At 53.0% G+C, this 13,078-nt stretch carries 12 protein-coding genes; 4 read left to right on the plus strand and 8 right to left on the minus strand.

The annotated features are described in order from the left end of the window. Window positions 1–261 precede the first annotated feature (261 nt). Entirely contained in the window at window positions 262–3,192 is a 2,931-nt protein-coding gene (locus AAF465_01195; protein MEM7081336.1) for a S8 family serine peptidase, read from the minus strand. Window positions 3,193–3,443: 251 nt separating this feature from the next. On the opposite strand from AAF465_01195, the gene ppa reads away from it, so the two are divergent. After that, on the plus strand, window positions 3,444–3,977 hold the full coding sequence (gene ppa, locus AAF465_01200) for an inorganic diphosphatase (GenBank protein ID MEM7081337.1): 534 nt from the start codon (window positions 3,444–3,446) through the stop codon (window positions 3,975–3,977). A 167-nt stretch (window positions 3,978–4,144) separates the two neighbouring features. Here ppa and AAF465_01205 read toward each other — a convergent pair whose 3' ends face one another. The 7 genes from AAF465_01205 to rpmH form a co-directional block, all read right to left on the minus strand. Continuing rightward, window positions 4,145–4,837 (minus strand): hypothetical protein, encoded by a 693-nt coding sequence (locus tag AAF465_01205; GenBank protein MEM7081338.1) that lies wholly within the window; start codon window positions 4,835–4,837, stop codon window positions 4,145–4,147. A 271-nt stretch (window positions 4,838–5,108) separates the two neighbouring features. Beyond that, window positions 5,109–5,540 (minus strand): MAPEG family protein, encoded by a 432-nt coding sequence (locus AAF465_01210; GenBank protein ID MEM7081339.1) that lies wholly within the window; start codon window positions 5,538–5,540, stop codon window positions 5,109–5,111. A gap of 156 nt (window positions 5,541–5,696) precedes the next feature. Further along, entirely contained in the window at window positions 5,697–6,359 is a 663-nt protein-coding gene (locus AAF465_01215; protein MEM7081340.1) for a pyridoxamine 5'-phosphate oxidase family protein, read from the minus strand. Between the two features lie 211 nt (window positions 6,360–6,570). Next, window positions 6,571–8,226, minus strand: a complete 1,656-nt coding sequence (yidC, locus tag AAF465_01220; GenBank protein MEM7081341.1) for a membrane protein insertase YidC — start codon at window positions 8,224–8,226, stop codon at window positions 6,571–6,573. Beyond that, the gene (gene yidD / locus AAF465_01225) at window positions 8,219–8,446 is read right to left on the minus strand and encodes a membrane protein insertion efficiency factor YidD (protein ID MEM7081342.1); all 228 of its coding nucleotides are present in this window, start codon (window positions 8,444–8,446) and stop codon (window positions 8,219–8,221) included. The genes yidC and yidD overlap by 8 nt, the downstream gene beginning before the upstream one ends. 41 nt (window positions 8,447–8,487) lie before the next feature. Continuing rightward, the gene (gene rnpA / locus AAF465_01230) at window positions 8,488–8,856 is read right to left on the minus strand and encodes a ribonuclease P protein component (GenBank protein MEM7081343.1); all 369 of its coding nucleotides are present in this window, start codon (window positions 8,854–8,856) and stop codon (window positions 8,488–8,490) included. Between the two features lie 145 nt (window positions 8,857–9,001). Further along, complete coding sequence (rpmH, locus tag AAF465_01235) at window positions 9,002–9,139, minus strand: 50S ribosomal protein L34 (protein ID MEM7081344.1); 138 nt, start codon at window positions 9,137–9,139, stop codon at window positions 9,002–9,004. A gap of 211 nt (window positions 9,140–9,350) precedes the next feature. On the opposite strand from rpmH, the gene dnaA reads away from it, so the two are divergent. From dnaA to recF, 3 genes are all read left to right on the plus strand, one after another. Continuing rightward, complete coding sequence (gene dnaA, locus AAF465_01240; protein MEM7081345.1) at window positions 9,351–10,676, plus strand: chromosomal replication initiator protein DnaA; 1,326 nt, start codon at window positions 9,351–9,353, stop codon at window positions 10,674–10,676. A gap of 204 nt (window positions 10,677–10,880) precedes the next feature. Beyond that, a complete protein-coding gene (gene dnaN, locus AAF465_01245; GenBank protein MEM7081346.1) occupies window positions 10,881–11,975 on the plus strand; it encodes a DNA polymerase III subunit beta in 1,095 nt (364 codons plus the stop codon). A gap of 15 nt (window positions 11,976–11,990) precedes the next feature. Further along, complete coding sequence (gene recF, locus AAF465_01250) at window positions 11,991–13,052, plus strand: DNA replication/repair protein RecF (protein ID MEM7081347.1); 1,062 nt, start codon at window positions 11,991–11,993, stop codon at window positions 13,050–13,052. Window positions 13,053–13,078: the final 26 nt, after the last annotated feature.

A 13,078-nucleotide genomic window follows, 5' to 3' on the forward strand; every position in this document is an offset into this window, starting at 1 on the left:
AAAAATACCACTTTACCTTTATAAGAGGCCTATCACGTTTTTTTATTTATTTTTCATTGTTTAAACCAATTTCATCGATAAATAGGCTATATGTGGAATATAGATACCAAAACGGATTAGATAATCCAATTAGATGGAATTATAAGGATATTTTCTACGAATTGTCTGTTCGGCTGCAGCACGCGTTTCCGGGGCCACCTCCCATAAAAAAACCCCCGGCCGTATGTCAGCGAACGGGGGTTTGTGTCGATAGGTGGTCGATTAGTCGTCGATCACCGTGCTATCCGACCACAGGTAGCTATCACTCCAAAGATAGCTGTCTGACCACAAGTAGCTGTCGGTCCACAGATAGCTGTCTGACCACAAGAAGCCATCTGACCAGAGGAAGCCATCCGACCACAGGTAGCCGTCCGTCCAAAGGTAACTGTCTGACCAGAGATAGCCGTCCGACCACAAATAGCCGTCCGACCACAGGTAGCCGTCCGTCCAAAGATAAGAAGCGCTCCACTCCGGGCCCCACGTAACCGCTGGGTTCTCGACGTAGAACAAGTTCTTATCTTTCTCGTCTCGTATCAGTTTTGGTGACGGTGCCTGAGCGGCGTAGCCTTTTTCTTTCAGTGCTGCACTGAGATCGAGCACGCCGGCGCCAACCGCTACGATGTCGCCCTTGATCTTACGTGCAGACTTCATCATGCGAGCCTTGATAGTGGCGGGGTTAATGCCCGGCTCTTCAGAAATCATCAGCACCGCGGCGCCCGAGACAATCGCGGCGGCCATACTGGTACCGGACAGCTCCATGTAGCTGGCTTTGCAGTTGGCTGTCGTGCAGTCAACCACTCGCTCAGGCTGTTCCGTCTCAATCATGTTTTCTTTAGAGCTCGCCGAAATCACGCGGTTACCTGGCGCCAACAAGTCGGGCTTGATGAAGTGATCGTAGAGAGTGGGTCCCTTAGATGAGTATGACGACACAAAGTCATCCAGGAAATTGCTACCGGTGCCACGGTCGGTAACCGATCCAACCGTAATCACATTCGGTGAAATACCGGGGCTGGTGATATAGAAGTTGCCAAGCCGGCCGTAGTTACCCGCTGACGCGATGACCGTGATGCCTTGGTCCACCAGCTTCTCGACGGCGATGACCAGCGGATCGTTCGCAGCCGGACCGTCAACCGATTTACCCATCGAGATGTTCACCACCTTAATACCCGCATCGCTCGCGTAGCTAATCAGCCAATCGAGTGCGGCGAGCAGACGAGAGGTTGAGCCTTTACCTTCATGATCGAGCACACGGAGGTCGAAGATATTCGCAGTCGGGGCAATACCGGCATAGGTTCCGCTGGAATTAATGCCGTTGCCGCCGATGATTCCAGCTACGTGCGTGCCGTGACCCTTAGGATCGCGGTTCGATTTCACCGCATTCGGTCCTTCGCTGTACTTGGTGTTCACCTCATGGCTATACAGCTCATCGCAGTAGACATTGAGAGTGTGAATGTTGCCGCCCCACGAAGCAGTCGACTCGCGTCCAAAGCCGAGGGTGAACGGCGCATTGCGATCCCACTTGTTGATCGTATCGTTCATCGTCACAGTGGACGCCAGATTGCCGTTCAAGTAGAGCTTCACCGTACGATGATTCACCGTTGCGACGAGGTGCATCGTCGCGCCTTCAGGCAGCGTGGTATGTACGGCAGCTTCGTGCTGATAACCACTGCCATCAGTGACAACAAACACGTAGCCAAGTGACGTTTCACGCAGCTCGAAGTTCATCTTGCTCGAGCTCGATGACGCGAAGATCACTTGATCGTCTGCTGGGTTGCGCAACGCCTGATAAAAACCGTTGGGGCTGTGCTTACCGTACGTGTGCATGTACGGCTGTGTGTTGCTAAAGCCCGGGCTATCGACCCATGCTTCCAGCGTAAAGCGGCGGATCAACGCGCACTGGTTGATGACCTCACCGTAGCCGGCTACCGACATAAAGCCACCGCCACGAATCGACATGCTTTGATCATGCCAGTCAATTAGCGGTCCGTTTACCTGCACCGGCACGCTCTGATCGGAGATCACTGCCAGTTCATTCAGACCGGAATTGTCAGTGATTGAGTACTTGTAGCTGCTCTTCGACGGAAAGCGCCAGCGCGTCTTGCGATAAATTTTCTTAAGGCGGACACGCTTACCTTTGTCGTTGATCAGGTGTACGACGACATCCTGTGACCAGTTGTTTTGTAGGTCGAGCTCGGTGACGATGCCATCTTCGGTCGAACGCATCACCGACGAGGGAATCGACTCAGGGTGCTTACCAGCAGTGCTGTGCAGGTAAGTCATGTGCGCCGACGCCGTTGGTTTGATCGCACGATCAAACACCGTGGTGCCGCCGTCTTCGTCAAAAATATAGCTCAGCGTAATCTTGCGGTCGATCTTAATCGCGCTCCAGTCGGTAAACGGCACAGCGAAGTTGATGTGTCGATCCACGTTGAGGTCATCATGTTCTGCCACACCTGAATCGAGCACGGCCACGCCCACCGAGCTACTGACCGGCATATCAATGCCCGTTGCTTCTTTCGGGTGGTTCATCGTGCCTTTGGATGCCGTGGAGGAAAACAGAATCTCCTCATCCGCGCTCGCTTGCTTAGCGCCAACGAGGCTTGCAATTTGAGGGGCCACATGGGAAGGCACGCGCACTGTGCTCAACGGCATGTGGTGGTACTGCTGCACAATCTGGCCGTCAACCGCCTCAAGCTTGGCGCTTAGGTTTGCGCGATCTTCAAGACGCTCAAACTCTAGAATCACGCTTTCGTATCCTTCGGGCATCGGGGCCGTCCAGGCGAGCGACTGAGTAACGCCTTCTGCACCACTATCACGCGCGGAGTCTTCCAACGCGTCGCTAATATCATCTTCACGCCACAAACGATCGGCAACCGCTGGCAGCGGGATGTATTCCGGCTGATAACTGGTCGGATCGACGGGCTTTGCCGCAGCGGCGGGTTCAATATAGTCCAGCTCCACAGCGTCATTGGCCATCTTCTGAACATGCGCCTCGCTAAAAGGCTCAACAGTTAAGACCGAATCAACCAAAGCAGCGTGTTCAGCGCTTGGCGAGACAGTCGCCTGCTGAATATCACTGGATTTAAAATGCATGAGCGCCAAAGCGCAGAGCGCGAGCAGAGCGAGTGACGTTACTTTTTTCGATACAACCATGTGCGCGATTCCATGTGGGTTTAACTAAACGAAAGCGCCCTCCTTTGGGCACATAGCAATACTGCGAGAAACCACTAATTTTTGTCGTGTCCATTTTCACAAATACATGACGTGATCAATGTCGATCAGAGTACTTATGTTGGCTCGACGCACTTATGTGAAGAGTCTTTCGTATTAAGTAACGAACGGAAGCGGCATGAAGTCACTTGGAATCGCGTATACTCCCGTTATCGAATAAAAGGCACGTTATTATGAATATCGACAAAGTCAGCATTGGCCATCATCCGCCCGATGACATCAACGTCATTATTGAGGTGCCACTGGGTGGCGAACCCATTAAATATGAGCTCGACAAAGAAAGCGGGGCACTGGTCGTCGATCGATTTCTTTACACCGCCACACAATATCCCTGCAATTATGGTTTTGTGCCGCACACCTTGTCGGACGATGGCGATCCGATTGACGTAATGTGTATTGGCAATCGACCCTTAGTGCCCGGTTGCATTCTTAACGCGCGGCCGGTCGGCGTGTTGATTATGGAAGATGAGGCAGGAATGGACGAAAAGATTATCGCCGTGCCTAGCCAGTCACTCACGAAATACTACGATACTGTGCATTCCTATACGGATTTGCCTGAAATTATGTTGCACCGGATCGCCCATTTTTTTGAACAGTACAAAGCGCTTGAACCGAACAAATGGGTAAAAGTCGTCAAATGGGGAGATGCGGATACCGCACGGCAATATATTCAGCAGTCGATGGATCACTACGCCAACGAGTCATAGCCCAAAGAACACGTTCGAAACGCGAGTAGGCCGACACAATGGTGCTGTTTAACAGTCGACCGACGGCGGCTGCCTTTTTCGACTGAATGCACCGCGTCTGTGTCGCGCCAACGAGACATAAAAAACCCGGCTCCATGGCCGGGTTTTTGTGGGTATCGAGATAACTCCTATTTATTCCACATTATCATGTAGTGATGTTCAACGATTTCGTCGTTTACCACCCCTTTGATTTCATGGATGAGCACCCCTCGGTTACTGTCGGTCAGATCGCCGATCACGTACAAGATCGACACCTTACCTTTGTCGTCTTTGCGCTCCGTGGACCACAGCCGGCCCCGCCACGCCAACGACGTGTCGTCGCCCAATTGACCTTTGGCTTCGATACTTCGGCTCAGGTTGCCGAAACTGGTGATCAGCGTATCCGATACACTTTCGTATAGCAGGCTATCAAAAGGCGGTTCATCCGGTAGGCCGGTGATCTTCAACACGTCATCTTCACGCCAACTGAAAGCCAAACGGGTGCCGCCTGATGGGGTAAGCCGCTTCTGATCTTCGCCGCCTAAAAGTTGTTGGTATTGGGACTCGGTAAGACCCATATTAGGGTGGTACGGGATGCGCTGCCCAGGCGCGAGGGACTTTGAGTATTCATTGAACCACTCAGCATTCTTCGCCAGGTTTTCAGATAGCGTATCGGTCAACGTCCGGATTTCTGGTGTGTACAGAATTTTTTGAATCTGCGCATCCACAGCGCCAGGCGCCGTGACGTAGCCCTTCAGCTTGCCTAGATACGGATCCGCCAAGACGCCCGCGGTCAGCGATAGGGCAGCCATCGCGCCAAACAATCTTGAAAATGTGCTCACTCTTTCACCCCGCTACAGCCTCACGCAGTTTGAACATCAACCGGTCGATTGGTTCCGATTGGCGCTGTGGCTCTTTTTCTTCACATTTTGCGCTTAAAGTACCACTCGCAGCGTGGAATCGTCACTATCGTCGAGGCCTAATCGTCCGAAACCGTCGATTTTACGGCCAAAAATGACGGGCGTGCCGATTGGGTCGATGCACGCCATCCAATGTTGGCCCTCAACAGTGCGCCGGAATCGAACGCCGACGACGAGCAACCTTCGGTGTTGATCAGCCGGTCGAACCGAGCGCCAAGACAGCGCGAACGATCATAATGCCGAGCGCGATGCTCGATACGATGTAAACAACAAAACGCGCCATCACCACATTCACCGTACACTGAATGGCACTGTGAATCGCCCGAAGTACGAAAAACACCCAAGCGCAGATCACATGGATCGCGTCGGCCTGTCCGGCCCAAACGAGATACAGAACAATCACGTAAAACAGGATGGGCACCTGAAAAAGATTGTTAAAATTATTCGCCGAATTCTGAACCGATTCGGGCACAACACTCACCATCTTTTGAGGTGTTGCGCCTGCCCGCGCTGGAATATTGTGCTTGAGCATGTAGCCAATGCGGCGGATATACATATAAATCCATACCAACATGGTCAGCATGAGCATGCCAAAGAATGGAATGAGCAATCGTGTTTCGTCCATCAGTATCCCCGTTTACGCCGTGGTGTTAGGCACACGTCGTTGCCACAGTAGCAACCACGCATCCGCGACACGTATCGTAACGTCCAGCCTGCCATTGACCAAGCCCCGTGAACAATAAGCCTGGCCGTGGCTTGTCTCGCTTTCGCGGCTAACGGATCAGGAGTCGTACCGGGTGGCGGGGTCAAACTGCATAACATGGCTGGGTCGTTCAACGCCCGCCATGAGCCTGGGATCGTCTTCGATGGGGCCACTTTTGAGTGAGAGCGGCAGTACACCGGCCCAGATCGGCAGTGCATAATCGTCTTCGTCGTCTGACGGAGCGCCAACGCGAATCTTGGCCGATGCATCATCGATGGCAATCGAGACAATGCTGGTCGCTTTAACTTCTTTGTCGGTGACCGGTCGCAACGCGTCCCAACGGCCTGGGGTAAGATGATCAACAAACCGTTGCATCGCGGCCATCTTGGCGTCAGGTTCGGTGATTTCGATCCCTTTGCCAAAAAGAACCACGGAACGATAGTTCATCGAATGATGGAACGCAGAACGTGCCAGCACCAGTCCATCCAGCAGCGTGACGGCGATACAGACGCTGTGCCCCGCTTCGATATGCTTGAGCATGCGTCCACCTTTCAACCCGTGAAGCAACACGGTATCACCATCGCGGGCGTGGATCGTCGGAATAATATAGGGTTGTCCATCAACCACGAAACTGACGTGACAAATCATCGCTTCGTCGAGAATCGCGTTGACCGTATCGCGCGAATAGTCCGCGCGCTTTGGTAATCGCCGAACAACGTGTCGGTCCTGAGGTTTAGCCATGCCCTGACTCCCCATGTCGCTGTGCATCAGCCAAATACGATCATTTGGCGCCCGAGAACGCTAAGCCTAACGCACTCTGGCCTGGGGGAGATATCACGTTTACTGATCAATCACATCATTTCGCGACTGACCGCCAAACTCGGTCCACTTGTGCGTAGTGATTCTGTTGTGTGCAGTCTGCGGTTTGCGGATCCGTGAATGTCGTCCGCGGTTAGCTGTTCGCCTCAACCACTTTGTTGATTCGCCACTGTTGAATCACCGACAGCACCGTGTTCACCACCCAATACAGCACGAGACCGGCCGGGAAGAACATGAAAAACACAGACATGATGATCGGCATAAACGTCATCACACGAGCCATCGTCGGATCAGGTGGGGCTGGATTGAGCTTGGTTTGCACATACATCGCCACCGCCATGATGAGCGGGAGTATGTAGAGCGGATCACGTGAGGATAAATCCTGAATCCATCCGAAAAATGGGGCCTGTCGCAATTCCACACTCTCGATAAGCACCCAATACAACGCGAGGAATACAGGCATCTGAATCAGAAGCGGCAAACAGCCCGCAGCCGGATTGATCTGCTCTTTCTTATACAACTCCATCATGGCCTTGCTTTGCGCTTGTTTATCATCCTTGTAGCGTTCTTGGATTTGTTTAAGGCGCGGCGCAACCGTACGCATCTTAGCGGTGGAGCGTCCGGCTTTTTCAGCCAGGGGGTAAAACACGATCTTGATCAGGACAGTCAACAGAATGATGGCCAGACCCCAATTACCCACAAACTTAAAGATGGTATTGAGCAGCCAAAACATCGGCGCGGCGATGATCGTTAACGCGTAGTCCACAGACAACGTTAGATTCTCGGCCGTTTCCTCGAGCTGTTCTTGAATCTTTGGCCCAACGAAAAGCTGCTGTGCAAAGTCCAAGCTCGAGCCGGGCGCAACCGTGCGCAGCGGCGCGACGCCACTGATGAGCATGGTGTTGTCGTTCGGTGTACGGGAAGAGTATTTGATCGTTTCGCCAGGTGGTGGAATCGCAGCCGACAGAAAGTGATGCTGCAGGTTCGCAATCCAACCGTTCTCGGCGTCATAACCGAGCGGCTTCTTGAGCAAATCGCCTAAGTCGTATCGCTCGAATGATTCGCCATCGTAAAGTGCTGTCCCCACAAACGAATAGCTGTCTACATCGACAATTGAGCGTTTTGCCCCGCCCGCATTACCTTTTAGCTGTGTGTACTGGGCGCCGGACCAATTGGCGTCGCTGGTATTGGTAACACGGTGCTGTAGACCGATGTTGTAGCGTCCTCGTTTAAATACATAGGTTTTGTCGACATTTACCCCGGTACCTTGCCAGTTAAGGGTCACCTCGAGCGTGTCGTCATTGGCGCCTAATTCATAGCGATTCGAAGCGGTCGTGAACACGCTGTCGTGTGACGGCGCTTCTAAACCTTGGCTTGCGAGCAATCCGGTTTGTAGTGCAGTGACCTGGGGCTGTAGCAGAACCACCAAATCATCCGGTCGATCTTTTTGTTTCGGGTAACCCAGCAACCTTACGTTTCTGAGCGTTCCCCCGGTGGTGTCGATCTCCAGCTCATACACGTCGGTCACGACGGTAATTTTCTGTGTTGCCGTATCGGGCTGTTCGGTGAGCGAGGGACCGACGCTTGTGCTGCTTTCGATTTGGGGTGCGGGCAACGCGCTATCGAGCGTAGGCGGCGCCGTTGCTTGTTCAATGGTCGGTAGTGAGTTGGTGGCGGGCGCCTCGGCGACAACCGGCGCGCGTTGCGGGCCAAAGTCGCGCTGCCAGGCCTGATAAACCAGCAGCCAGATCATGGCCACAGCCATCCAGATCAATACGCGATTATCCATGCGCTTTTTTCTCTTCGGTCGATGTTGATGGAGTTGCTTTAACTGTTGAGCCTGGCGGATCGATTTCCGGAACAAGATCGACGCCGCCTTCATTCAGTGGATGACAGCGGGCGATGCGTTTGATACTCAACCAGGTGCCTTTACCGGCACCGTGTGTCTGAACGGCTTCCGCCGCATAGTGTGAGCAGGTTGGATAAAAACGGCAGCGCGGTGCCAGCATTGGGCTGATCCACTTTTGATACAACGCTATCAACCCCAGTATTACTTTGCGCATTGTGCTTGCACCCGATTCCAGTGTTTGGTCAGACTCTTTAATAAAATGTCATTGGGTTGGGCAGCGGCACCGGCTTTGGCCATAACGATGAAATCGAGTCCAGGATAGTCGTCCGGCAGTGTGCGGAATGACTCCCGCACAAGGCGCTTGAGACGATTGCGCGGCACGGCGTCTCCGGCCGCTTTACGCGATATCGCCAACCCAAGGCGCGGATAGGGTAGTTGATTGAGGCTGGCGAGTACAACAAAAAATTGGTCTCGAGAACGCACATTGCGTTTAAAGACGCGATCGAATTGCACGCCTTTCAGCAATCGCTGCTGACGGGAGAAACGATTCATCGCTAAGGTTGGCCGCACAGAAAACCCTCCACGACAATCATCGCGGGGCGAACAGGGGTAGAGAGAAAGCGAAGGTCTCGCCGCCGTTCCAGCGGATACCGGTGGCGTGGCGCGTGGCCAGCGAGCGCCTTGGTCCGGACGCGACCGCGCGTCACCGCAAGGGCTATTGCGGCGTGAGTCGTTTGCGACCGCGAGCGCGGCGACGTTTAATCACGGCGCGGCCTGCTTTGGTCGCCATGCGGGCACGGAAGCCGTGGGTGCGAGCACGCTTTAGGTTGCTGGGTTGAAATGTGCGTTTCATAGGGCTTCTCGGTGATCGTGTTTTAACGGTTGTTGCGATGCGGTGTCGCCACCGCTGCGAGCCGACGAAGGTTACGCATGGCGACGAAGTGTGTCAATAGGCGCAGCGGCCAATTTGCCTGTGGATAAACCCCGAAACAAGAGTTAGACTCTCGAATCTCCCCCCCTTTCGGTGGAACATAATTACCCGCAACTTTGACCGGGAGACTTAGGTGTCGGCCTCACTTTGGAAACGCTGCATTGAAGAACTCGAATCTGAGCTCTCCGAACAGCAATTAAACACCTGGATTCGTCCCCTGCAAGCCGTCGAGGAAGATGGCGTGTTGCGTTTGTTTGCGCCTAATGACTATGTTGTTGATTGGCTTAACAATAATTTTAAGGGTCAGATTGCACGAGCCGCGTCGGAAGCATCCGATCACGCGCTTGAACAAGTCATAATCCAGGTCGGTAGTCGTCAACCAGAACCCACACCGACCAAGACCCGGCCCCCGAACTTAACTGCCATCGCGCCTCGGCTCGGTTCTAAGCTGAAGGCGGATTTTACCTTTGACACATTCGTTGAAGGCAAAAGCAATCAATTTGCAAAAGCGGCCGCCCTGCAGGTTGGCGAGAACCCAGGAACGACCTATAACCCTCTTTTCATCTATGGAGGTGTCGGGCTGGGTAAGACCCACCTGATGCAGAGTGTTGGCAACATGATTGTGCAGCGCAACAGCAACGCGAAAGTGGCCTATGTGCATTCTGAACGGTTCGTGGGAGACATGGTTCGCGCACTGCAGCACAACACGATCAACGATTTCAAACGAGCCTACCGCTCCGTTGATGCGTTACTTATTGATGATATTCAGTTTTTTGCCGGAAAAGACCGCAGCCAAGAAGAGCTGTTTCACACCTTCAACGCCCTTTTGGAAGGCGATCAGCAAATCATTCTGACCTGCGACCGCTATCCCAAGGAGGTGGACGGGTTGGAAGAGCGGCTGAAATCGCGATTCGGCTGGGGTCTAACGGTGGCGGTTGAGCCACCCGAACTCGAAACGCTCGTAGCCATTTTGTGCAGCAAGGCGCAAAGCGTCGATGTTGAGTTACCCGATGACGTCGCGTTTTTCATGGCGAAACTGATCCGATCCAATGTGCGAGAGCTCGAAGGCGGTCTGCGTCGAGTGATGGCAAATGCCCGCTTCACGGGCCGCCCAATCACGGTCGACTTTGCCAAAGAAGTCTTGCGCGATCTGGTCGCTCTCCAAGACAAGTTGGTGACGATCGATAACATCAAACGCACCGTGGCTGAGTACTACAAAATTCGAGTATCGGACTTGCTGTCGAAACGGCGGAGTCGATCCATTACTCGACCACGTCAAGTTGCCATGTCGCTGGCCAAAGAGCTCACCAATCACAGCTTGCCTGAAATTGGGGACGCGTTTGGTGGTCGAGACCACACAACGGTCATCCACGCTCGGCGAAAAATTGCGGAGCTGCGTGAAACCGATAGCCGTATTCAGGAAGACTACCAAAACCTGTTGAGAACACTAACAGGATGATGTGGATAAAGTGTGCGTGAAAACAAAGCGTTTTTTATGCACGAGTTATCCCCAGGCAATACCGTGATAATACATTGGTTAACGCAGCTGAAAAATCGCTGTAAGACATTGTATTAGATACAGAAATTTTAGTTATTCAGGGCCAACAAGGTCCCTAATAATAGTAATAAAAGTATTTAAAAACATTTTTTGAAAGGCACACAAATGAAGTTTACTGCGCCAAGAGAAGTGCTGTTGAAGCCATTACAGACTGTTGTCGGTGTTGTGGAGCGTCGGCAAACAATGCCGGTTCTGGCTAACTTTTATTTATCAGCGAGTGGTTCAACGTTATCTGTTGTTGCCACTGACTTAGAAGTTGAGTTGATGGCGACGGCGGATGTGAACGTTGATAAAGAAGGCGATATCACTGTTCCCGGCAGAAAGTTTTTGGACATATGCAAGGCGTTACCAGATGGCGCGAAGATTACCGTATCTCAATCGGGCGAGCGCGTGGTGGTACGCAGTGGCAAGAGTCGCTTTACGTTTTCGACGCTACCGGCCGATGAGTTTCCGATCATTGAAGGTGTGGGTGGGCAGCAAACAATCGAAATCGCTCAGAATGATTTGAGGCGACTGTTAGAGAAGACACAGTTTGCGATGGCGAACCAGGATGTTCGTTATTACTTGAACGGATTATTGTTGGAGCTCGGCAACCAGCGAGTTCGCGCGGTGGCGACAGATGGGCATCGCTTAGCGTTGTGCGATGTGGAGCTCGAGCACGGCGGAAACGTCGATAAACAAGTAATCGTTCCTCGTAAAGGCGTGCTCGAGTTATTCCGCATGCTCGAAGAGGGGCCCATTCGACTCACGATTGGCGATAACCATTTGCGAGCGGAGTTCGATGGCACACGGTTCACATCCAAACTCATCGATGGCCGTTTCCCCGATTACAAGCGCGTCATTCCGAAGAAATCCGACTCTGTTATTGGCACGGAACGCGCGGTGCTGCGGGCGTCACTACAGCGCACAGCGATTTTGTCCAACGAAAAATACCGCGGTATTCGGCTGAACATTAAAGAAAATACCGTTTTAATTCAAGCACATAACCCTGAACAAGAAGAAGCAGAGGAAGAAGTGGGCGTCGAATACGCCGGTAACGAAATGGAAATAGGGTTTAACGTGAATTACTTGTTGGACGCCTTGGGTGCCATCGACAATGATGACGTTGAGATCCAGGTGACGGACGCGAACAGCAGCTGCATCATCAAGGATCCGAAGAAGCAAGAATGCACGTACGTCGTCATGCCAATGCGCCTGTAAACGAGCCTCCGCCCCATGGCGGTCACACACCTAACGATTCAACACTTCCGTTGCATTGCGGAAGCATCGCTCCCCTTCCATGAGCATGAAAACCTAATCGTCGGACGCAACGCCTCAGGCAAAACCACTTTGCTTGAGGCGTTGTTCTATCTTGGCCACGGTCGCTCCTTCCGCGGCACTCCCTCGCGCGGACTGGTCCAAGATGGGGAAAAGTCGTTGACTCTTTTCGCTCGGTTGACTGAACCGGATGGCCAATTGGGGATACAGGCAGGCGCTTCGGGCATGACGGTGAAAATCGATGGCGCGAGAGCGCACAGTCGATCAAGTTTGGTGACTCGACTGCCCGTGCAGGTAATCGAGCCCGGGATCCACAAACTGATTGAAGAAGGCCCAGTTCAACGTCGAGGTTTCTTAGATTGGGGCGTGTTCCACGTGGAACACCTGTTCTATTCCACATGGCGGCGCTACAAGAAGGCGCTTGATCAACGGAATGCTGGGCTTCGGGATCACTTACCCGTGAATCAGGTATCAGTGTGGAATGACACGCTGATTGCCGCGGGCGAAGAGGTCAATTCGCAACGAGAGCGATATCTAGACAAATTGCGCCCATTTTTAGACCAAGCGGGAATGGCTTTATTTGACACGCCTCTGGAGTGTGTTTTTCATCGAGGGTGGGACGCTGAGCAAACGCTGGCTCAAGCAATGGCCAACAATGCAGAGCGAGACGCCCGATTGGCTCGAACCCACGCTGGCCCCCACCGCGCGGACATCCGGGTTCGCTTCGGTGATCGGTTGGCGCGAGCGAGGGTATCACGCGGTCAGCAAAAGTTACTGGCAGCGGGTCTGGTGCTTGCCCAGCTGGCTATGTTTGAAAAGGAATTGGGAAAGCCTGCCGTTCTGCTAATCGATGATCCGGCGGCAGAGTTAGACCGACACAGTCTAAAGCGCTTGTTAAACTACGCGCGAACGATACCGGCACAACGGTTTATTACCGCGTTGGAAGAACCCCTAATCGACGCCGATAACGGTGCGTCGGTGTTCCACGTGGAACGTGGCGAGGTTGAAAAAATGGTATAATCACCCGTTGCTTTTTTGGGGTGATT

It is taken from the genome of Pseudomonadota bacterium, assembly GCA_039028935.1.
Taxonomy (GTDB): domain Bacteria; phylum Pseudomonadota; class Gammaproteobacteria; order Steroidobacterales; family SZUA-146; genus SZUA-146.

Coding starts and splice junctions, on each gene's coding strand:
- AAF465_01195 (MEM7081336.1), bottom strand. CDS start 3,192: ATGGTTGTATCGAAAAAAGTAACGTCACTCGCTCTGCTCGCGCTCTGC.
- ppa (MEM7081337.1), top strand. CDS start 3,444: ATGAATATCGACAAAGTCAGCATTGGCCATCATCCGCCCGATGACATC.
- AAF465_01210 (MEM7081339.1), bottom strand. CDS start 5,540: ATGGACGAAACACGATTGCTCATTCCATTCTTTGGCATGCTCATGCTG.
- AAF465_01215 (MEM7081340.1), bottom strand. CDS start 6,359: ATGGCTAAACCTCAGGACCGACACGTTGTTCGGCGATTACCAAAGCGC.
- yidC (MEM7081341.1), bottom strand. CDS start 8,226: ATGGATAATCGCGTATTGATCTGGATGGCTGTGGCCATGATCTGGCTG.
- yidD (MEM7081342.1), bottom strand. CDS start 8,446: ATGCTGGCACCGCGCTGCCGTTTTTATCCAACCTGCTCACACTATGCG.
- rpmH (MEM7081344.1), bottom strand. CDS start 9,139: ATGAAACGCACATTTCAACCCAGCAACCTAAAGCGTGCTCGCACCCAC.
- dnaN (MEM7081346.1), top strand. CDS start 10,881: ATGAAGTTTACTGCGCCAAGAGAAGTGCTGTTGAAGCCATTACAGACT.
- recF (MEM7081347.1), top strand. CDS start 11,991: ATGGCGGTCACACACCTAACGATTCAACACTTCCGTTGCATTGCGGAA.